The 21,760-nt window shown below is 72.6% G+C and carries 16 protein-coding genes; 11 read left to right on the forward strand and 5 right to left on the reverse strand.

The annotated features are described in order from the left end of the window. Positions 1-59 precede the first annotated feature (59 nt). Entirely contained in the window at positions 60-1,091 is a 1,032-nt protein-coding gene (locus OV090_RS33120; protein WP_267708672.1) for a beta-ketoacyl-ACP synthase III, read from the forward strand. Between the two features lie 45 nt (positions 1,092-1,136). After that, positions 1,137-1,535 (forward strand): hypothetical protein, encoded by a 399-nt coding sequence (locus tag OV090_RS33125; protein ID WP_267708673.1) that lies wholly within the window; start codon positions 1,137-1,139, stop codon positions 1,533-1,535. 123 nt (positions 1,536-1,658) lie between these two features. Here OV090_RS33125 and OV090_RS33130 read toward each other — a convergent pair whose 3' ends face one another. Next, positions 1,659-2,204, reverse strand: a complete 546-nt coding sequence (locus OV090_RS33130) for an RNA 2'-phosphotransferase (protein WP_267708674.1) — start codon at positions 2,202-2,204, stop codon at positions 1,659-1,661. A gap of 392 nt (positions 2,205-2,596) precedes the next feature. Here OV090_RS33130 and OV090_RS33135 point away from each other — a divergent pair, with 392 nt between their 5' ends. From OV090_RS33135 to sppA (OV090_RS51105), 6 genes are all read left to right on the forward strand, one after another. Next, positions 2,597-3,208 carry a CAP domain-containing protein gene (locus OV090_RS33135; protein WP_267708675.1) on the forward strand — a complete coding sequence of 204 codons (612 nt, stop codon included), beginning with the start codon at positions 2,597-2,599 and terminating at the stop codon, positions 3,206-3,208. A gap of 172 nt (positions 3,209-3,380) precedes the next feature. Then, a complete protein-coding gene (locus OV090_RS33140; RefSeq protein WP_267708676.1) occupies positions 3,381-4,079 on the forward strand; it encodes a CAP domain-containing protein in 699 nt (232 codons plus the stop codon). A 44-nt stretch (positions 4,080-4,123) separates the two neighbouring features. After that, entirely contained in the window at positions 4,124-4,930 is an 807-nt protein-coding gene (locus tag OV090_RS33145) for a DUF4159 domain-containing protein (protein ID WP_267708677.1), read from the forward strand. A 6-nt stretch (positions 4,931-4,936) separates the two neighbouring features. Next, positions 4,937-7,288 (forward strand): hypothetical protein, encoded by a 2,352-nt coding sequence (locus OV090_RS33150; RefSeq protein WP_267708678.1) that lies wholly within the window; start codon positions 4,937-4,939, stop codon positions 7,286-7,288. A gap of 67 nt (positions 7,289-7,355) precedes the next feature. Continuing rightward, complete coding sequence (locus OV090_RS33155) at positions 7,356-7,778, forward strand: co-chaperone GroES (protein WP_267708679.1); 423 nt, start codon at positions 7,356-7,358, stop codon at positions 7,776-7,778. Continuing rightward, positions 7,775-10,597, forward strand: coding sequence for a signal peptide peptidase SppA (sppA, locus tag OV090_RS51105; protein WP_267708680.1), 2,823 nt, complete (start codon positions 7,775-7,777; stop codon positions 10,595-10,597). The genes OV090_RS33155 and sppA (OV090_RS51105) overlap by 4 nt, the downstream gene beginning before the upstream one ends. On the opposite strand, the gene OV090_RS33165 is transcribed toward sppA (OV090_RS51105), so the two are convergent. After that, positions 10,578-11,321, reverse strand: a complete 744-nt coding sequence (locus OV090_RS33165) for a hypothetical protein (protein WP_267708681.1) — start codon at positions 11,319-11,321, stop codon at positions 10,578-10,580. The genes sppA (OV090_RS51105) and OV090_RS33165 overlap by 20 nt on opposite strands. A 305-nt stretch (positions 11,322-11,626) precedes the next feature. Between OV090_RS33165 and OV090_RS33170 the strand changes: the two genes are divergently transcribed. Continuing rightward, positions 11,627-14,563: a M16 family metallopeptidase gene (locus OV090_RS33170; protein WP_267708682.1), complete on the forward strand. Its 2,937-nt coding sequence runs from the start codon at positions 11,627-11,629 to the stop codon at positions 14,561-14,563. A 104-nt stretch (positions 14,564-14,667) separates the two neighbouring features. Here the strand turns inward: OV090_RS33170 and OV090_RS33175 are convergent, their stop codons facing one another. The 3 genes from OV090_RS33175 to OV090_RS51115 all read right to left on the reverse strand — a co-directional run bounded on the left by OV090_RS33175 (position 14,668) and on the right by OV090_RS51115 (position 20,767). Then, the gene (locus OV090_RS33175) at positions 14,668-15,390 is read right to left on the reverse strand and encodes a TerB family tellurite resistance protein (RefSeq protein ID WP_267708683.1); all 723 of its coding nucleotides are present in this window, start codon (positions 15,388-15,390) and stop codon (positions 14,668-14,670) included. Between the two features lie 62 nt (positions 15,391-15,452). Beyond that, a complete protein-coding gene (gene sppA, locus OV090_RS51110; RefSeq protein ID WP_267708684.1) occupies positions 15,453-18,119 on the reverse strand; it encodes a signal peptide peptidase SppA in 2,667 nt (888 codons plus the stop codon). 59 nt (positions 18,120-18,178) lie between these two features. After that, the gene (locus OV090_RS51115) at positions 18,179-20,767 is read right to left on the reverse strand and encodes a Smr/MutS family protein (protein WP_267708685.1); all 2,589 of its coding nucleotides are present in this window, start codon (positions 20,765-20,767) and stop codon (positions 18,179-18,181) included. Positions 20,768-21,021: 254 nt separating this feature from the next. On the opposite strand from OV090_RS51115, the gene OV090_RS33190 reads away from it, so the two are divergent. Beyond that, positions 21,022-21,495, forward strand: a complete 474-nt coding sequence (locus tag OV090_RS33190; protein WP_267708686.1) for a Na+/H+ antiporter subunit E — start codon at positions 21,022-21,024, stop codon at positions 21,493-21,495. Then, positions 21,495-21,758 (forward strand): monovalent cation/H+ antiporter complex subunit F, encoded by a 264-nt coding sequence (locus OV090_RS33195; protein ID WP_267708687.1) that lies wholly within the window; start codon positions 21,495-21,497, stop codon positions 21,756-21,758. The genes OV090_RS33190 and OV090_RS33195 overlap by 1 nt, the downstream gene beginning before the upstream one ends. The last annotated feature ends 2 nt before the right edge of the window (positions 21,759-21,760 follow it).

Below are 21,760 nucleotides of genomic sequence, written 5' to 3' on the forward strand. Positions count from 1 at the left end.
CGTGACGCGACCTGGCCGGGTGGGACCTGCGTGTTAGACTGCGCCGCCGGAGGACCGCAGTGGTCAACGCCTACATCTCAGGGACAGGTTCCTACGTGCCGCCGCGGGTCGTCAGCAACGACGCCTTGATCCACGAGTTCGGCGTCGACACCACGCACGAGTGGATCGTCCAGCGCACCGGCATCGAGGCCCGCCGGTTCGCCGAGGCCGGGGTGGGCACCGCCGACATGGCCGTCGAGGCCGCCCGCGCCGCGCTGAAGGAAGCCGGCCTCGCCGCCCACGACCTCGACCTCATCATCGTCGCCACCCTCTCGCCCGAGCACGCCTTCCCCGGCAGCGGCGTCTACCTGCAGCGCAAGCTCGGCCTGTGCGAGGGCGACGACGCCAAGTTCGTGCCCGCGCTCGACGTCCGCAACCAGTGCTCGGGCTTCCTCTACGGGCTGTCGACCGCGGTCGCCCACGTGCGCGCCGGCATGGCGCGCCACGTCCTCCTGGTCGGCGCCGAGACCCACTCCGCCGCGCTCGACCTCTCGCCCGAGGGCCGCGGCGTGTCCTCGCTGTTCGGCGACGGCGCCGGCGCGGTCATCGTCTCCGCCACCGACGAGGACCGCGGCGTGCGGGGCGTCTACCTCGGCGCCGACGGCCGCTTCGCCGAGGTCCTGTGCCAGAAGATTTGGGACATCCGTCAGCGGCCCTTCGTCGCCAAGAACCCCGACCGCAGCGGCACTGTTCCGGCGGACATGTTGTGGGCGAGCATGGACGGCAAGGTCGTGTTCAAGCACGCCGTCGCCGCCATGGTCGGCTCGCTGATGCGCGCCTGCTCGACCCTGTCGCTCGACCTGCAGGACATCGACCTGTTCTTCTTCCATCAGGCGAACCTGCGCATCAACCAGTTCATCGCCCAGCAGCTGCAGATCCCCGAAGAGAAAGTCCCCCACAACATCGAGCGCTACGGCAACACCACCGCCGCCACCATCCCGCTGCTGCTGGCGGAGAGCGCGCGAGAAGGGCGCCTTGTGCGCGGTAAGAAGGTCGCGATGGTCGCGTTCGGCAGCGGATTCACCTGGGGCGCCGCTATCGCCGACTGGTGAGGGCATGCACAGCCCCACCCGCTAAAAACCGATCAGGGTGAGGGCGTGGTACGCCGCGCCGCATTGCTCCTCGTCTTCGCCGTTCTCGGGTGTGCCCCGACGACGACGACGCAGGCGCCGCCGGAGCAGCCCACGGCCCGCGTCGAGCCTGAGCCCGCGCGGACCCAGCCGCGCCGACCGCCGCCGCCCGCGTTCGTCCAGGCCCTCGCCGAGCTCGAGCGTAACCCCACCCTCTGCCTCCGCCTCGTCGGCCCCCGTGCGGAGCCTGTCCGAAAAGCCATGTTGCGAGCCGCTCGCGGCCGCATCGACGAAGCCCGGATCGTCGCCGAGACCGCCTCCACCGAGCCGGTCGCCCGCAACGTCGAGTTCCACTTCTTCGTCCAGCCCACCACGGCGCCCAGCGGCGCCGGTCTGCACACGATCCACGCGTACATGCCGCAGTGATCACGTGTCCGCCCGGACATGCCCGAAAGGGCATGGCCAGGCGGACATTGCCTTGTGAGCATGTCCTCGGGGACATCTCTGCCGGGCGCGATCGACTGGCCCGCCGGCACGCGTCTCGCGGACTCACGGCCCGCTGAGGTAATCCGGCGGCACGTGCTCGACCAGCCAGACCCCGTTCTCGGCGCGGTAGAACACGAAGCCCGCGTCCACCATCGCCGCCGCGTCGATCGTCAGCACAGCAGGGCGGCCGTGGCGAGCGCCGACGCGGTGGGCCGTCACGGCGTCGGCCGACAGGTGCACGTGGTGGCGTCGCATCTTCAGCAGGCCCTCGCGCAGGATCGCCGCCACCGAGCGCTCGCCTGTCCCGTGGTACAGGATCGGCGGCGGCGCCGCCGGGACCAGCTGCAGATCGACCGCGACCGTGTGGCCCTGATTGGCGCGGATCTTCGTCTTCGTCTCGTCGAACGCGAAGCGCTGCTTGTCGCTGGTGCGCACCACCTCCTCGAGCTGCGCCCGCGAGATCGGCCGCTGCTTGCGGGCGCAGGCGGCGAGCAGCGCCTCGACCGTGACCCATCCGCCGGGCTCGAGCTCGAGGCCGAGGCCGGCCGGATCGTGGCGCAGGTGCAGCGAGAGGAACTTGCTGAGGCGGACCCGGGAGCTCGCGTCCATCGCCTGCCACGATCGTCGATCCGGCGCCGGCGGCAAACCCCTGACAGACCTGTCACGCGATCCGGCGGGCGCCCGGGCACAGGCGTCGCGCGATCTCCCGCCCGGATCGGGCCGCCGCTTCAAACCTCTGTTATTTCAAATACATCCAGCGCAGGCCCCGTCGTTGCACACCTGGGTTGGCACGGGCGGCGCGCCGCTTCCTCCGCTTCCTGGCGAGTCGCCCGACCTTGGCTTACTTGGCTTGACCACTGGCTTATCGAAGAACTTAGCCCTCTCTTAAACTTAGCCCTCCGCCATCCGCACCACCCCATCGGGTCGAGCCATGCTCGGCCCGATGCTATTGGGTCGCCTGACGGCGTCCGCGCCGGGAATTTCGGCTATCGTCACGGGCCATGGCCACCGCGCTCCGCGGGACGTGCGTCGGCGCGCTCCTCGTCCTCGCCTGCGATCCCCCGCTGCCGCCCGAGCAGGCGACCCCGCCCGCGGTCCCCGAGCTGGCCGCCTGCGAGCCGGTCGCCGAGGGCGAGTGGCCCGACGCCTGGGCCGAGGCCGAGCACGAGGTCGTGGCGCGGATCAACGAGCTGCGGGCCGAGGGCGGTCGCTGCGGGACGCTGCAGTTCTCGCCCGCGCCGCCCCTGCGCATGCAGCCGGCCCTGCGCTGCGCCGCCCGCCTGCACACCGCCGACATGATCGAGCGCGAGTACGTCAGCTCGGTCGACCCTGACGGCCTCGGCGTCGGCAGCCGCCTGGCCGGCCTCGAGTACAACGCCGCGACCTTCGCCGAGGTCGTCGCGGTCGTCACCGAGGACGCCGTCGACGAGCTCGACGACGCCACCGACGTCGTCACCGCCTGGCGCGACAACCCGACCAGCTGCTGGCAGCTCTACGCCCGCGAGCTCACCGACGTCGGCGTCGGCGGCCGCGAGGCCACCTACATGGCCAAGGAAGCCGAGGAGCCGCAGCGCGCCGCCTACTGGACGCTCACCCTGGCGGCCCCCCGCTGACGCCCTCGCGCATCCACCCGCGCGCCCCCTCCCGAGTCACCGTGACGCTCCGCGCGCCCCCGCCCGCGCGACCCCGACGCGCTCGTCATTCCTCGCCGCGCTCGCCCCGGCTCCCTTGCCGCCCGCGCGCCCGGCGTCGCCGTCCTGCGCGCGCCTCTGCTACCCTGCCGCCATGACCTCGCGCGCCCGGCGAACCACCTGTCTCTTCGTACCGGTCTGTACGGCCATGTTCCTGGGGACAGCTTGCAGCGACGACGGCGGCGCCGCGACCGAGGACGCCACCGCGGCGGTCACCGCCAGCCCCACCACCGATCCCACCGCCGACTCGACGGGCGATCCCACCGACGGCCCGAGCGACGACACCACCGGCGGCAGCGCCGAAGACCCCGCGTGGATGACCCCCTACTGCTACACTGTGGCCGACAAGAAGTGGCTGGCCGCGTGGATCGAGCACGAGCAGCAGGTGCTCGAGCGGATCAACGCCGCGCGGGCCGACGGCGCCGATTGCGGGAGCATGGGCAGCTTCGGCCCCGCCCCCGCGCTGAGCATGGACGTGCGGCTCCACTGCGCCGCGCGCAAGCACTCGCAGGACATGGCCGAGCGCGGCTTCTTCGACCACGTCAACCCCGACGGCCAGGATCCCTTCGACCGCCTCGACGAGGCCGGTTACACCGGCTGGGCCGTCGCCGGCGAGAACATCGCCGCCGGCTCCGACGACCCCGGCATGACCGTCCAGGGCTGGCTCGACAGCGACGGCCACTGCGCCAACCTCATGAACCCGCAGTACACGCACACCGGCGTCGGCTTCTACGAGGGCACCGGCAACCTCACCTACTACTGGACCCAGACCTTCGGCGCGCTCCTGCCGTGAAGCGACCTGACCCCCGCCCCGCCGCGGTGCTATCCTCGCCACCCATGGCCCGCACCCGTCGCAGCCTGCTCGCCGGCGCCGCCGGCCTCTGCGCCGCAGCCGCGACCCGCCCGCTGCGGGCCCAGGAGCCCGGCCTGTTCGGCCCGCTCGGCGGCGACGAGTTCCGCGAGCCGACCGCCGTCCTCACCGTCGACCTGCCGCAGCTGCAGTACCCCGGCAAGTGGAACCCGCGCCCCGGGGCCATGCGCGAGCTCGCCGTCGAGCTGCGCCTGCGCACCCGCCTCGAGCCCGTGCGCGAGCCCAGCGTCGTCACTGCCGACTCGCGCCGCCTGTTCGACACCCCGTTCCTCTACGTCGCCGGCGAGGGCAACCTGCCGCCGCTCGGCGCCGCCGCCGAGACCGCCCTCGGCCGCTTCCTCGATCTCGGCGGCATGATCGTGTTCGACGCCGCCGACGGCGGCGCCGACCTCGGCTTCGAGAAGGACGTCACCGCCCTGCTCGGACGGATCTTGCCCGGCGCCGCGCTCACCCGCGTCGCCGCCGACCACGTCCTCTACCGCTCGTTCTACCTCGTCGAGACCCCGCTCGGCCGCACCAGTACTTTCGACCATGTCCTCGGGATCCACGAGGAGGGCCGCCTCAAGGCCCTGCTCATCCGCAACGACCTCGGCGGCGCGCTGGCCCGCGGCGAGTCGGGCCTGTTCACCTGGCCGTGCGTCCCCGGCGGCGCCGACCAGCGCGAGTGGGCCTTCCGCTTCGCCGTCAACATCCTCCTCTACGCCACCTGCACCGACTACAAGGCCGACCGCGCCCACGTCGAGACCCTCCTCCGCAACCGGCGGTGGCGCTGAAGTCCCATGGAGCGCTGGCGCATCACCGCGGGTCACGTCCCCGGCCCCTTCGGCCTCGTGCTGGTGCTCGCCGCCGTGGTCCTGGCGATCGTCGAGGCCGCGCGGGCCTACCGTAAACCTGTCCCCGGGGTCAGCCCGCGCCTGCGCGCCGCCCTGTTCGCCCTGCGCTGCGCCGGCGCCCTGTGTCTGCTGGCGGTCGCGCTCGAGCTCTCGCTCAGCTTCGAGACCACCAGCGCCGCCGGCCCGCGCCTGGTCGTGCTGGTCGACGACAGCGCCAGCATGGGCGTCGCCGACGCCGAGTCGCCTGGCCAAAAGGCCATGCGGCGGATCGATCGGGTGCGCGAGCTGTGGCGCCGCTCCGAGCCCGCGCGCGCCGCCTGGAAGGAGCAGGGCCTGGCAGTCCAGGTGCGCCGCTTCGGCGAGGGCAGCGAGCCGCTCACCGGCGACGCCGAGGCCACCCTCGACCTCGCCGCGCGCCAGCCCGCCTCCGACCTCACCCGCGCCTTCGCCGAGATCGCCGCGATCGACCCGGCAGTCGACCCGCGCCCGCTCGCCGGCGTCATCGTCATCAGCGACGGCCTGTTCGATCGCGCCGACCGCGGCGCCGACGACCCGCTGATCCTCGCCGCCCGCGAGCTCGGCGTCCCCGTCACCGCAGTCGCCGCCGGCGCCCCGCACCTCGTCGACCTCGCCCTCACCGAGCTGCGCGCCGGCGAGTTCGCCTTCGTCGAGAACGTCGTCGAGTTCTCCGCCGACATCGAGGCCCACGGCCTCGAGGGCACCAAGACCGAGGTCGTCCTGCGCCGCGACGGCCAGGTCGTCGCCACCGAGCCGTTCGTCGCCCCCGCCAGCGGCCTCACCACCGTCCGCTTCGAGGTCGCCCCCGATCGCGTCGGCCAGTTCGTCTACGAGATCGAGGTCCGCCCGGTCGAAGGCGAGGCCAGCCCGCTCAACAACCGCCGCGCCTTCGTCGTCAAGGTGTTGCGCGACAAGGTCCGCGCCCTTCACGTCGCCGGCCGGCCCGACTGGGACGTCCGGGCGCTGCGCACCCTGCTCGGCCGCGACCCCAACGTCGAGCTGCTCAGCTACTACATCTTGCGCGGGGCCGACGACGCCGACCGCGAGGATCCGTTCGCCCCGCTGTCGCTGATCGCCTTCCCCACCGACGAGCTGTTCAAGGAGCAGCTCGGCAGCTTCGACCTCGTCATCCTCCACAACTTCGACGCCCTCAACCACCAGGTCGGCCGCTACTTGCCCGACATCGGCCGCTACGTCGAGGAGGGCGGCGCCCTGGTGATGATCGGCGGCGACATGGGCCTCGCCACCGGTGACTACCCGGCGCCGGCGCTCTCGGCGGTGGTCCCGGTCGACCTGCGCGTGCCCACCGGCCTCGACACCGAGGCCTTCCGTCCGGCGGTCACCGACGCCGGGCGCCGCCACCCGATCACCGCGTGGATCGATCACAGCGGCCTGTCCGATTGGTCAGCCTTGCCGCCGCTCGACAGCTACAACCCGGCCAAGCTGGCCCGCCACGAGGCCCAGATCGGCAGCGCAGTGCTCTTGCGTCACCCCGAGGGCGGCCCGCTGCTCACCATCGCCGAGCCCGGCCGCGGCCGCGTCCTCGTCCTCAGCACCGGCGCCAGCTGGCGCCTCGGCTTCCACGCCGACCTGCCGATCGTCGACGGCGCTCGCCCTTACGATCTCCTGTGGCTCGGCGCCATCCGCTGGCTCCTGCGCGACAGCGCCGCCGACCGCCTCACGCTCGAGACCGACCGCCCGACCTACCTCCTGGGCGCCCCGATCACCCTGCGAGCCGCCGCGCTGTCGCCCTCGTACGCCCCCGAGGCGGGCGTCGAGGTCGGCTGGCGCGTGCAACCACTCGGGCACGCCGCCGACGATCCCGGCGCCGACCCCAACGCGCCCGTCACGATCCTGTCCCAGGGGACATGGACCACCGACGCTCTCGGGCGGGCCAGCGAGACCCTCGGCGGCGGCCTCTCGGTCGGCGCCTACGAGGCAGTGGCCCAGCGCGCCGGCGGCGACGAAGCGGCCGCCGCCCCGCAGCAGGCGCGCCGCGTCTTCCTCGTCCAGGCCGCAGGCCGCGAGCTCACCCGCCTCGCCAGCGGCCCCGGCGACGAGCGGCTGGGCCGGCTCGCCGAGGCCACCGGCGGTCGCTTCTTGCGCGCCGCCGACGACGACCTGCCCGCCGCGCCCCCGCTCGCCCCCGATCGCCAGGACCGCGAGCGCGTCGACAGCCGGCGCGACATTCCGGTGTGGAGCGGCGGCATCGCCATGGTCTTGCTCGTGATCTGCCTCGGCGGCGAGGTCCTCGTGCGCCGCCGGATCGGCCTCGCCTGAACCGCACGCGCGCCCCTGGCTGCGGCCCCTGCATTGTCGCGGCCGTCTCGGCTAAAGTCCCCGGCCGATGCCCTCTCGCAGCAAGCCGCCCGCCGACGACGACCGCACCCCGCCGGGGCGGGTCTCGCGGCACATCCAACCGCTCGGCCCGCGCGTCCTCGTCCGCGTCGTCAAGAGCCCCGACCGCAGCGAATCCGGGCTGTTCCTCCCGGCTGGCGCGAAGGACAGCCACAGCGAGGCTCTGCTCGCCGAGGTCGTCGAGGTCGCGCGCACCATGCCCAAGCCTGGCTTCGTGGTCGACGACGACGACGACGACGACGAGCCCAAGGCCGACCTCGGCGAGAACGTCAGCGGCATCCCGGTCGGCGCCCAGGTCCTGTTCGCCAAGGATCAGGGCATCGCCGTCCCGTGGGACGAGAGCCTGCGGATCTTGAGCGTGCGCCACGTGCTCGCCATCGTCGACATCATCTCCGAGGATCACCTGCAGTGAAGCGCCGCGCGCCGCGACCGGTTCCCGACATCCTGCCCACGCCGGTCCGCGCCGTCCTTCCGCACCCCCCCGGGACCGACCTGCCCCTCGGGACAGCCAGCACCCGCTCCGGCGGCGCCGCGCCTGGCCATGACCTGTCCTCCGGGACATCCGGCGCCGCCCGCCGTCGCCTCGCCTCGCCCTTCAGGACATCCCGCGCTGCGCCGCGCCGCGCCGCGCTCGTCGGCGGCCTCGGGCTCATCCTGTCCTTCGGGACAGCCCACGCCCAGGAGCCGCGCGCTCTCGATCGCGCCGCCTCCGACGGAGTCGACCGGCCGATCAAAGATTACTCCGGCGAGGGCGACGCCAGCAGCATCGAGCTCAACCCCGCCCTGCTCTCGGGAGTGCGGGGCCTCGACCTCGTGATCATGGGTTACCGCTCGGTCAGCCCGTTCACGCGCGGCGGCGGCCTCGGCGGCTTCATGAACTTCAACCTCGGCTTCGGCCTCGCCACCGGCATCGGCGTGCAGGCGCTGCGGCCCGGCTTCGGCGGCGGTTACCCCGACCCGTTCGCCGCCCGCAACCCCGACGCCACCAAGATCTCGTGGGCCCTCTCGGGCGGCGACGGCAAGGTCGCCGCCTTCGGCCTCGGCGTCCACTGGCTGCGCAACGACGGCCTCTTGCGCGCCCCCGACCTCGACGTCGGCCTCCTCTTCCGGATCCGCAACTACGCCTCGGTCGGCGCGGTCGCCCGCTTCGGCGCCGCCGACCTCCGGCCTTACGGCGACCTCGCCAGCGAGCTCTCGATCGTCGGCGAGCTGGCAGTGCGGCCGCTCGGCACCCGCACCCTCGAGCTCGCCGGCGGCGTGCGCAGCCGCTTCCGCGCCGACCAACCTGGCCTTCAGGTCAGCCAGTGGGACAACCTCGGCGCCCTCCCGCGCGGCCGGATCGCAGTGCGCCACAAGGGCCTCGAGCTCGCCGCCGAGGTCGAGCAGGTCCGCGTCCACACCCTCGATCCGTCGACCTACAACTTCGTGCGCGCCGACAAGGCCGTGCGCGGCTCGGTCCAGCTCGCGGTCGCCTGGGACTTCATGAAGGTCAGCGGCGGCGTGCATGCCGGCCTCGGCGAGGGCCTCGACGGCTTCGGCCTCGCCGCCCGCTTCTCCACCGCTCGCCAGGGCCGCGTGTTCTGGCCGCGCCTCGTCGACGTCGAGCGCGTCGACATCTCCGCCATCAAGGGCGAGCGCCACCTCCTCGGCCTGCTGCAGCGGCTCGAGCGGGCCGAAAAGGCAGGCAAGCGCACCATCCTCCTCGTCGACGCGCGCAGCACCGGCCTCGGCTGGGCCAGCCTGCAGGAGGTCCGCAGCGCGCTCGTACGGATCCGCAACGCCGGCGGCCACGTCTTCGCCTACCTCGAGGACACCAAGCTCAAGGACTACTACCTCGCCAGCGCCGCCGAGCAGGTCTACCTCCACCCCGCCGGCGAGCTCGCCACCTTCGGCCTCTCCTCCACCACCTTCTACCTGCGCGGCCTCCTCGACAAGCTCGGCGTCCAGGTCGAGGCCTTGCACATCGACGAGTACAAGTCCGCCCACGAGATGTTCTCGCGGACAGGTCCGTCCGACAAGGATCGCGAGCAGCGCGAGGCCCTCCTCGACGACACCTTCGCCCAGGTCACCCACGACATCGCCCAGGCCCGCGGCCTCAGCGTCGCCCAGGTCCAAGGCCTCGTCGACGACGCCCCTTACGGCCCGGACAAGGCCGAGCAGCTCGGCCTCGTCGACGCGGTCGTCTACCGCGACCAGGTCGTCGAGAAGATCGGCGACGCCGTCGGCGCGCGCGTCAAGTTCGCCCAGTTCGACGACACCGAACCTGACCCGAAGACCTGGTCGAGCGCCCCTTACGTCGCGGTCGTGCTCATCGAGGGCACCATCGTCGACGGTGAGAGCCGCACGATCCCCCTGCTCGGCACCCAGTTCACCGGCGGCGACACCATCGTCGCCCAGCTGCGGGCCGTGCGGAACGACCCTGCGTGTCAGGGCGTCGTCCTGCGCGTCAACAGCCCCGGCGGCAGCGCCCTCGCCTCCGACCTGATCTGGCGCGAGGTCTCGCGCACCCACGAGGCGTGGAAGAAGAACCCGCGCAAGAGCCCGCCGATCGTCGTCTCGATGGGCGACGTCGCTGCCAGCGGTGGTTACTACGTCGCCGCCGGCACCGACCACGTGTTCGCCCAGCCCACCACCCTCACCGGCTCGATCGGCGTCGTCAGCCTGCACTTCGACATCAGCGGCCTCTTGCAGAAGCTCGGCGTCGCCACCCACACCTTCAAGCGCGGCAAGAACGCCGACATCGCCGGCTTCTACCGCCCCTTCACCGCCGACGAGCGCGCCCGCATGGACGCCTCGATCCGCCGCGTCTACGACCTCTTCCGCAAGCGGGTCGGCGACGCTCGCGGCAAGACCCTCGAGCAGGTCGACGAGCTCGGCCGCGGCCACGTCTACTCCGGCATCGACGCCAAGGAGCTCGGCCTCGTCGACGCCTTCGGCGGCCTGCGCGAGGCCGTCGCCCTCGTGCGCCAGCGCAGCGGCGTCGGCGACCGCCGCGAGCTCCAGCTGCGCATCCTACCTGTCCGCAAGACCATCCTCGACCTCATCCTCGACCTGCTCGGCCCCGAGCGCGGCGACAAGGGTCTACGCGGCCGGATCCAGGCCCGCCGCGACGCCGAGCCCCCGCTCCCCCTCGTCCTCACCACCGCCTTCGCCCGCCTCCCCCTCGCGCTCCTGTTCCTCCCGCAAGACCAACCGAGCGCCCTCATGCCGGTCATCCACGCGATCGAGTGACGCGCCCCTCGATGCAAGCCGCGCGCGCATTCACCCGTCGGTGCGCGCCTGCGACGACTCGCATCCACTCGCGAGCTCGGGCAACCTCTCGGGTGATGCCCACGAGCAAGCTGCGGCGGCTCGAGATAGCGCAGCTCCGCGACCTCGAGCCCGGCACCGAGCTGCGCTTCGCCGGCGATCGCCACGCCGACAAGACCACTCTGTCGACGCTGCTCTCGATGGTCTGTCGCGGCAGCTTCATGCTCGAGCCAACCGACGACTTCTTCGACCGCGAGGCCGAGCTGCAGCTCCGCGATCGGATCGTCCTCATGCGCCTCGCCGAGCCATGTTCCGGCGGTCGCTCGCGGCCAGCGAGCTCGACCTCGGCAGCAGCCTCGCCGGCGCTCTCGACGCCCGCGACATCACCACCGCTTCCGACTTCCACGACTTCGAGTTCGGCGGCAGTCTCCGCCACGACGTGCGTGGCTTCACCTTCACGATCACGCGCAGGGACGGTCGTGTCGTCGCGCACGACGACCTGTCCTTCGGCGAGCAGCGCGGCCTCGGCTGCTTTTACTGTCTCGCCTGCAACCTTGCGGTCGTCTTCGCCGACGAGCTGCCCACCGGCCTGTCCGAGCCGCAACTCGCCCTCTGTCTCGTCGCGCGACCGTCGGGTCTTCCTCGCCTGCCGCGATCGGGCGCCTCTCCTGCGGCCCCTCGCGCCCGCGCGCTCGATCGACTGCACCCACGGCCACGGCCACCGGCGCTGGCGGGACGCGCCTCGCGGCGTCCACGGCGGCGCCGCCCTGCCCGACCTTTCACCCGTGCGAGGATCGCAGTGAGCGCGCCCAGCGACCGCCCCGCCGCCTGTGCGGCGACTCGCCTCCGGCTCGCCCTCACGCGCGGCCGCCTTCGTCTGGCGCGCCCGCGGCCGCTCGCGCAAACTCCAACGGCCGCATGAGCACGCGCCTCGCAAGCCTGGCCCTCTGCCTTCTCGCCTGCAACGCCGCCACCGCTCCGCCGCCTCGTGCCGCACCTGCCCCTTCGAACATGCTCGAACAGACACCTCCAGCGCCCGCGCCCGTCCCTGCGCCCGAGCCCGCGCCTGCCCCCGCGGTCGACCCCGAGCGCGCCGCCATCCTCGCCGCCTCCGCGCTGCCCGAGCTGCTCCCGGTCGCGCTGCCTGACGACCCGCTGGGCGTCACGGTCCACCGCCTGAGCAACGGCCTCACCGTCTACGTCAGCACCGATCGGGCCGCCCCGCGCGTCACCGCGTGGATCGCCTTCCGCGCCGGCAGCCGCCACGACCCGCCGCACTCGACCGGCCTCGCGCACTACCTCGAGCACATGATGTTCAAGGGCACCGCGCGGCTCGGCACCCTCGACGGCGCGGCCGAGGCTCCGCACGTCGCCGCGGTCGCCGAGCTCTACGATCGCCTGGCCGCCACCGCCGACCCGTCCGGTCGCGCCGCCATCCTCGCCGACATCGACCGCGCCACCCAGGCCTGCGCCGCGCTGGCGATCCCCAACGAGGTCGACCGGCTCTACGCCCAGCTCGGCGTCACCGACCTCAACGCCTTCACCAGCGACGACATGACCGTCTACAGCGCCGACGTGCCGTCCTCGCGGCTCGCCACCTGGGCCGAGATCGAGGCCGAGCGGCTGCGCCAGCCGGTGTTCCGCCTGTTCTATCCCGAGCTCGAGGCCGTCTACGAGGAGAAGAACATGAGCCTCGACGCCCCCGACGATCGCGTCGACGAGGCCATGCGCCTGGCCCTGTTCCCCGGCCACCCGTACGGCACTCAGCCGACCATCGGCAGCGCCGAGCACCTCAAGACCCCGGCTTACGGCGAGATGGTCGCCTACCACCGGCGCAACTACCTGCCCAACAACGCTGCGGTCTTGCTCGCCGGCGACGTCGACGCCACGGTGCTGCCCGCGCTCGAGCGGGCCTTCGCCGACTGGCAGCCCGCTCCGCTGGCCGCGCCCGCGCCCGGCGAGCTCGCCGGCCCACGCGGCCGCGTCGTCCGCGAGCTCGTGGCCGACGGCGAGCAGTCCGTCACCCTGGCCTTTCGCACAGTGCCCATCGGACATCCTGACGAGCCGGCCCTGCGCGCGCTCGAGCGCGTGCTCGGCGACGAGGTCGGCGGCCTCGTGGCCGCGCGCCTGCTGCTGCCGCAGCGCCTGCCCGAAGCCGAGGTGTTCGGCGCGCTGATGAACGAGGGCGGCTACCTCGCGCTCACCGGCGTCGCCCGCGACGGCCAGTCTCTGGCCGAGGTCGAGCGCCTGCTGCGGGAGGTCCTCGGCGCCGCCAAGGACGGCGCGATCGGCCAGGACGACCTCGACGCCGCCGTCCTCCACGCCACCATCGACGAGCAGAACGACCTCGAGAACGGCGAGCGACGCGTCGAGCAGATGCTCGAGGCCTACACCAGCGGCCGCCCGTGGCCCGAGCACGCCCGTCGCCTCGCCGCCCTGCGAGCGCTGACCCCGGACGACCTCGCCCGCGTCGCCCGCACCTACTTGGGCGACGACGTCGTGGTCGTCCTGCGCCGCCGCGGCCGCTTCGCCCCGCCGGAGATCGAGAAGCCGCGGATCACCCCGGTCGCCATCGATCCCACGCGCCAGAGCGACTACGCCCGCGACGTCCTGGCCCGCCCCGTCGACGAGCCGCCGGCCGAGCACCTGCGGCCCGGCCACGACTATGTCCGTTCGGACATGTCCTGTGGGCCACTCATCGCCGCCCGCAACCACCGCAGCGAGCTGTTCAACCTGGTCCTCCGCTACGACGTCGGCACCCGCCGGCGCCCGCTGCTCGGCCACGCCGCCGACCTGCTGACCCGCAGCGGCGCCCGCGACGGCGACACGACGCTCAGCGCCGCCGCGCTGCAGCGCCGCCTGTACGCCCTCGGCACCGAGATCGACGTCGACGTCGACGCCGACCGCACCGAGATCACCGTCAGCGGCATCGACCGCAACATGGACGCCAGCCTCGCCCTGCTCGACGCCTGGCTCGCCGGCCCCGTGTTCACCGACGCCGTGCTCTCGAGCCTGGTCGCCAACACCCTCAGCGGCCGGCGCGACGAGGAGGACGACCCCGACGACCTCGCGGCCGCGCTGCGCGACTACGCCGCCTTCGGCGACGCCTCGCCGGTGCTCACGCGCCCGAGCGACAAGCAGCTGCGGCGCGCCAAGGGCCCCGAGCTGCTCGCCGAGCTGCGGGCCCTCCGCGACGCCGCCCACGCCACCCTGTACTTCGGGCCGCGCACCGACGAGGCCGCCGCCGCCGCCCTCGTGCTCGGCGCCGGCACCCCGGTCGAGCCGCCTCCGCCGCTGCGCTACCGCAGCGTCGCCGCGCCGACGATCTTCTTCCTCCACAAGGATGTCGCCCAGGCCCGCATCGACATCGTCCTCCCGCGCCCGCCGCAGCCGGCCGGCGAACGCCCGCGCGCCGAGCTGCTCGGGCACGTGCTCGGCGGCGACATGAGCGGCATGGCGTTCCAGGAGATCCGCGAGGCCCGCGGCCTGGCCTACCACGCCGGCGCGCACCTCGACCTCGGCGACCGCGTCGGCGACGACGCGGCCCTGCTCGGCAGCCTCGGCACCCAGTGCGACAAGGCCGGCGGCGCGCTCGGGCTGATGCTCGACCTGCTGCGCCGCACCGAGCTCGCCCCCGACCGCGTCGCCGCGGCCCGCCTGGGCCTCCTGCGCGAGTACGCCAGCGAGCGCATCACCCCGCGCTCGCGCCCCGGGTGGGTCCAGTCGTGGCTCGACCTCGGCCACCCCGGCGATCCGCGCCTCGGCGCCGCGCAGACCATCCGCACCGTCGAGCTGGCGGCCCTGCAGTCCTACCTGGCCGAGTTCGCCGCCTCCGCCCCGATCATCAGCATCCTGGGCGACCGCCGCCGCGTCGACCTCGACCGCCTGCGCGCCCTCGGCGAGGTTCACATCGTCACCCCGGCCGCCCTGTTCCCGTACGCGCGCTAGCGCCTGTCCGCCAGGACACACTCCACGGGACATGTCCATTCGGACATGCGCGAATGGGCATGTCCTCGCGGACATGCCCCTCTTCGCCCTCTTCCGGGCCCGGCTCAGCCGTTGCCGAGCAGCTGCTCGACCTCGGCCTGCGAGCCGAGCACGCGGCGGGACAGCTCGAAGTACAGCTCGCGCTCGCGGCCGCCGCGGCGGCTGGCGCGGAGGATCGGCACCAGAGAGTGCAGCGCCTTCACGCGCTCGGCGAGGTCGAGGGTCAGGAGCCGCTCGACCAGGGTGTCGAGGGTCGGCGGCTTGTGCAGCAGCTCGGACAGCTCGACGCGGCGGCCGACCGGGATGGGCAGGCGCTCGAGCAGGTTGTCGAAGTGGATCGCCTCGTGGAAGTCGAGGTGACCGTCGAGGTTGACGAACATCGCCGCCAGGCCGACGGTCAGCTCCGCGCGGAGGTGGGCCTGCTGCGTCCAGGTGTCGCGCAGGTTGGCGACGCGGTCGAGGTCGACGCCGAGGCGGCGGGCGATGCGGTCGTGGACCGTCGACTCGACGTCCGAGCCGGTGCCGTCGGCCAGGGCCATCTGCCAGCAGCGGCGCAGGATGTCCTCCTGCTTGGCCTCGTCGGTGAGCGGCGGCAGGTCGTTGAAGCGGCGCTCGAGCTGCTCCTGGCGCGAAAGGATCTCCATCCAGGTCAGCTGGTCTTGCTCGCTGAGGGTCGAGCCGACGTACCGCAACACTTCGTCCCACTCGCCGATGTCGAGGATCTCGTCGGCGTGGGCGATGAGCCCGCAGCCCACCAAAATCCACTCTTGCTCGGAAGTGAGCGACACCTTGCCTCTCTTTCGCCTGCCCGGAAGGGTACAACAGATCGACCGGGGCGGCGGCCGGGGCCCTACTCGACCACGATCGTCTCCTCCGCCAGGGCCAGCTCCGTCGGCCGCTCGGACAGCCAAAGACTCGGCGGGAGCCGGCGCAATACCCACACCATCGCCGACTCACCCAGACCGAGCGGCGACGGCAGCTTGAGCCCGAAAATCGCGCTGATCTGGTCGCCGAGGGTCGGCGGCGCGGGCACGTGACGCACCTCGCCCTCGCCGGGCTTCAGCTTGGCCTGCTCGCGGGCGTAGGCGACCGCCTCGTGCAGCCCGCCGTAGGCGTCGACCAGGCCGACCTCGAGGGCCCGGACCCCGCTCCACACCCGACCGCGGGCCAGCGCGTCGACCTGCTCCGACGTCAGCTTGCGCGCCTTCGCCACCCGCGCCGTGAACTCCTGGTAGCTGGCGTCGACCCCGGCCTGCGCGGCCGCCCGCTCGTCCTCCGTGTACGGCTTGAACCACGTGTAAAGCCCGGCCCGGGCCCCGTAGTCGATCGACTCGACCTTCACGCCGAACTTCTCCAGCACCCCCGACACGTCGACCTTGGGCCGGAACACGCCGATGCTGCCCGTCTTGGTGGTCGCGTCGGCGAAGATGTAGCTGCCCGCGGTCGCCACGTAGTAACCGCCCGACGCCGCCACGTCGCCCATCGAGATGATGACCGGCTTGAGCTTGGCGACCCGCTCGAGCGCGCGGGCCATGTCGTCCGACGCCGCCACCGACCCGCCCGGGCTGTCGATGCGCACCACCACCGCCTTGACCCGTCGGTCCTCGCGCAGGCGGTCGATCGCCCGCACCAGTGTGTCGCCGCCGGCCAGCACGCTGCCGACGATCGGCACCGTCAGGCTCGCGCCGTCGCTGATCGTGCCCTCGACGTGGACCACCGCGACCGCCGGACCTGGCCCGAAGGACATGTCATGCACCGGCAGCGTGCTCGGGCTGTGCAGCGACACCTTGCGCGACAGCCACTTCTCGAGCTCGCCCTCGAGCTCGTCGGCGTAGCCGACGGCGTCGATCATCCCCGCGCGCAGCGCCTGCTCGGCAGTGTGCGGCGCCGCGTCGATCCACTTCACCACCTGCTCCGGCGTCGTCTTGCGGCCCTTCGCCACCATCCGCACCACGTGGTTCCAGATGTCGGTCAGCAAGAGGCGCCGCTGCGCGTCCGACTCCGGCGTCGGCCCGGTGCGCTCCCACTGCTCGGGCCGCGACTTGTACTCGTACGCGCGCACGAACTCGGCCTTGGCCCCCAGGCGGCCGAGCAGCTCCGCGTAATAGAACACCTCCGAGCGCATGCCGACGATCGACAGCCGCGCCCCCGGGTGGAGGATCACCCGGTCCGCCGCGGTCGCCAGGAAGTAGTCCTTGAGCCCCGCGCCGCGCAGGTACACCGCCACCTTCCCGCCGCGCCCGCGCACCCGCAGCATGGCCTCGCGGATCTCCTCGATCTCGCCCCAGCCGTTGTTCGAGCCGTCGACCTCGAGCGCCACCACTGCGCGAGCGCCTCGCAGGTCCGCGACCTTGTCGAGCGCGTCGATCAGCCGGGTCGCCCCGCGGTCGCCCCCGTACTTGTCGACGTCGAAGCGCAGCGCCTCGAGCGGCGGCTGGGCCAGCGTCGGATAGCGCTCCGCCGACGCGCGCAGCTTGAACGCCCCGCCCTGCGCCCCGAAGCCCTCGGCCCCGTTCGGCCCGAGCACCGGCGCCGCCGCCACGCCGATGTGGGTGAAGTCGAGCTCGAGCCCGACCATCGCCCGCAGCGCGTCGGTGGCCTCGCGCTGCCCGACGGTGTTGACGTAGTAGCGCTCGACCTCGCCGAACAGCCGCCAGCTCGCGCCGCCCGCCGCGATCCGCCCGCGCGGCGCGAGCACCGGGGTGTGGAACCGCGGGTCCGCGTTGGGCATCGGCACGATCCGCGCGCCGACCCCGAGCTCGAGCGAGCGCGAGCCCTTGATCGGCCGCACCGCGACCTCGGCGTCGAGTTCGAAGGGCTGTCGGCGGTCGAGGATGCCCGGGCGCGGCGGCTCGGGGATCCGCAGGTCCTGGCCCGCGCGCGGCGTGTTGATCGCCCGCGCCACCAGGCCCATCGCCACGTAGCGGCTCGGGCGGTACGCCAGCGACAGCTCGGCCTGGTGCAGCCGCTGCGCGTAGAGGTTGTGCTCCGACCACGTGCGCGCGTAGCTGATGCCGAGCGACAGCCCCGGCGCCCAGCGCATCAGCGGCACCGCGGCCGCCAGGGTCAACTTGTTGTAGTCGAGGTCGGCCGGGTACCAGTCGTCGCGGTACCACTCGACGAAGTCCTGGCTCGGCAGGCGGCCGCAGCCGAACGGGCACAGCCGCTGATAGCCTGCCCCGAGGGACAGGAAGGTGTCCGCCAGCTTCTGCCCGAACAGCTTGAGCTGCAGCGGCACCGCCACGAACACCCCGAAGCCGCCGCCGCGCCGCTGCGACGTCGCCCGCGTGTAGTTGCCCGCCAGCACCCCGCTGAAGCCGCGCAGGAAGCCCATCGCCGCCGGGTTGACCGCCACCGCCGCCGCGTCGGACTCGCCGGCCACGTGGCTCTGCGGCATGTCGATGTCGCGCAGCAACGAGCGACCCTCGCCCTCGCCGAACGGCGCCGGCTCGGGCGGCGCCGCCTCGGCCGTCGCCGCCAACGCGACGACCAACAGCGCGGCCGCGGGGCGAAGCACCGGCGACCTGCCGGCCGGTCGCTGCACCTGCAAACGGGTCGATCGAGAGCGAGCGGCCATCACGGCTGCACCCATACCACGGTCACGCCCTCGCCGCCCTCCTGCTGCATGCCCGGGCGAGTGCGGTGGATGAACGGCTGCTCGGCCAGGTGCTCGCGCACCGCCTTGCGCAAGGCCCCGGTGCCGTGCCCGTGGATCACCACCACCACCTCGAGGTCCCGCTGCATCGCCTCGTCGAGGAAGCGGTCGATCGCCCGCAGCGCGTCGTCGGCCCGCGCCCCGCGGACATCCACGCTGTTGTCGATGCCGACCTCGATCGCCGCCGCGCCCTCGCCGAAGTGCTTGCCCGCGGTCGACGGCATCGCGTCCGGCACCTCCCAGCGGTGGATCGCCGCCGCCACGCCCGGCTTCACCTTCGCCCGCGTGCGCGTCGGCGCCCGCAGCGAGCGCAGCTCCGACAGCGGCACCGTCGTCTTCAGCGCCTCGACCTGCACCACCGCGCGCTCGCCCTTCACCGCCAGCACCTCGCCCTCCTTGCCGAGCGACACCACCATCACCCGGTCGCCCGGGCTCAGCTGCACCGGCGGCTCGCCCGGCGCCTTGGCGGCCGGCTCGCGCCGCTCCGCCAGCTGCTCGCGCCCGGCCTGCAGCCCCTCCTTGGCAGTTCCCAGGGCCACGTCGATCTTGCCCTCCTTCTCCGCCTTTCGCACCGACTTGCGCAGCTCCGCCACCTCCGCGTGCAGCGCCCGCAGCTCCGCCGACGCCGCGTCGTACGCCTTCTGCTTGCGGCTCTTCGCCTGCTCGAGCGCCGCGGCCTCGCGCTTCGCCACCTCTTGATTGCGCCGGCGCAGCTCGGCCCGCTCGCGGTCGACCGCCTGCCGCGTCGAGATCAACCGGTCGCGCTCCGCCACCACTTCTTGAAGCAGTTGATCGACGCGCAGCCGGCCCTCGTCCATCAGCCCCTGGGCCACCTGCAGCACCGGCTCCGGCAGGCCCAGGCGGCGCGCCACCGTCAACGCGCTCGACGGCCCCGGCACCCCGATCAGCAGGCGGAACGTCGGCAGCAGCTTCTCGAGGTCGAAGCCCACCGACGCGTTGACGAAGCGCCCGGGGAACCGCTGCGCCAGCAGCTTGAGCCGCTCGTAGTGCGTCGTCGTCACCACCGTCCCGCCGGCCTCCGTCAGCGCCAGCAGGATGGCCTCGGCCAGCGCCGCGCCCTGCTCCGGATCGGTGCCGACCGCGATCTCGTCGAGCATCACCAGCGTCCCGCCGTGCAGGGCCTGCGCCGCCGCCAGCGCCGCGCACACGTGCTGCATGTGCGCCGAGAACGTGCTGAGGTTGGCCGCGATCGACTGGTCGTCGCCGACGTCCGTCACGATCGCCCGCACCAGCGGCAGCCTCGCCGGCCGCCGCGTCGGCAAGCGCAACCCAGCCTGCGCCATCAGGGCGCACAGCCCCAACGTCTTCAGGGCCACCGTCTTGCCGCCCGCGTTGGGCCCGCTGATCACCAGCGCCGAGCCGACCTCGAGCACGATGTCGTTGGGCACCACCTCGACGCCCGACAGCACCATCAACGGGTGACGCGCGGCGATCAGCTCGAAGCGCCCCATCGCCTCCTCGTCCTCGCTCGCGGTCGCAGCTCCGACCTCGGGCGCGAGGCCGTGGTACGCGTCGGCGAAGCGCAACCGCGCGTGGATCGCATCGAGCGCGATCAGCTGCAGTTGATTGCCGCGCAGCTGCGCGTGCGCCTGCCCCACGCTGCGGCTCAGCTGCTCGAGCACCCGCCGCTCCTCGGCCGCCGCTTGCATCTGCGCCGCGCGCAGCGAGTTGTTCTCCTCGATCAGCTCCGACGGCTCGACGAACAGCGTCTGCCCGGTCGCGCTGCTGTCGTGGATGATGCCGGTCAGCGAGCCGCGGCGGGAGAACGCGTCGGCGCGGACCGGCAGCACGATCCTCCCCTCGCGCTCGGTGTAGTACGAGTCCTGCAGCACCTCGGACACACCTGTCTGTTTGACCAGGCGACTGGCCGCCTTCATCAGCGACGCCTTCAGCTCGCGCACGCGTTGCCGGGCCTTCTGCAGGCCGGGGCTCGCGCCGTCGACCACCCACGGCTCGCCTTCGGGGCCGTCGGGGGCGATCGATCGGCCGAGCGCCGCCGCAAGATCGCGCTGGGGGTGGAGCTCCCCGATGCGCGTCGCCAGCGTCAGCACCCCGGGATCGCTCGCGTACCCGCGCTCGGCCGCGACCGCCGCGTGCAGATCCACGCACAGCTTCACCGCCTGCAATTGGCGCAGGGCTGCGAGCAGTTCTGCGGGCAGAAGCATCACCCCGCGGCTGGCGCGCACCACGGCATCAGAGATGTCGGTCAAAGCCCCCAGCGCGTCCGCCAGATTGCCGGGGACCCCGGACTCGCGGGTCAGCGAGGCCTGCACCGCCAGGATCGCTTGCAGCCCGTCCTGCTCGGCGAGCAGCGTTCGCACCTGCGCCGGCTCGGACGTCCGCCGCAGCACCGGCGCCGCGTCGGGCTCGTACTGCTTCTGGGCCAGCTCCGCCGCCACCTCGGCCTGCAGCAGCGAGCGGGCCATCGGGGTGCGCAGGTGTTCGGCGAGGCGCTCGCACAGGAGCGGCCAGCCCAGGTGTACGAGCACCGAGCGGCTGTTCGGCGACCGCGTGGCGGTCTTAGTGGATCGCGAATTGTCCTGGCCGTTCACGGCCGCGGATTTTAGCCCCGTTCGCCGGCGGGGACTTCCATGCGTGCGTCGCTTGCGAACGCCGTGCGCCTGAAATCGCCCGCCGCTCGGCGCGCGGCATCGGCGACCTGTCGCCCGCGACACGTCTTGCCTGCCGCGAATTTTCGACTAGGCACGCATGGCGCAAACGGGATAGGGTACGTTACCCGATGATGCGCGCCTTATCGCTTGTCATCCTCCTGGCCGGTTACTGGGCGCTGCTGTCCGGACAGTTCCACAACACCTTTCTCATCACCTGCGGCGTCGTCTGCATCGCCTTCGTGGTGTGGATGGCGAGCCGGATGGGGCTCGTCGACGACGAGGGCGCCCCCGCGCGCTACTACGTGGGTCTGCTGCTGTACGTCCCCTACATCATTTGGCAGGTCCTCCTCGCCAACTGGGACGTGCTGAAGCGGATCTGGGCCGCCGACATGCCCATCGATCCCCGCCTCACGCGGATCGCCTACAGCACCCGCGCCGGCTTCGTCACCGTCACCTACGCCAACTCGATCACCCTCACGCCGGGCACCGTGACCATGCAGGTGACCCAGACGGAGATGCTGATCCACTCGCTCACCAAGGAGGGCGAGGACAGCCTGATCGAGGGTGACATGGAGCGCCACTGCAAGCGCCTGGAGGGCGGTTGATGTCCACGATCTACTTGATCACCGCCGTCGTCCTGATCGTCGGCGCCTTCATGCTGCTCTACCGCGCGCTGGCCGGCCCGACGGTCTACGACACGATCCTCGCCACCAACGCGATCGGCACCAAGACGATCGTGTTCGTCACCCTGCTCGGTTACATCAGCGGCCGGACCGAGTTCATCGACATGGCGATCATCTACGCGCTGATCACCTTCATCACCACGATCGCGATCCTCAAGTACATCGAGAAAGGTCGGCTCGACTAGCC

Source organism: Nannocystis sp. RBIL2 (assembly GCF_026626745.1).
GTDB lineage: Bacteria > Myxococcota_A > Polyangia > Nannocystales > Nannocystaceae > Nannocystis.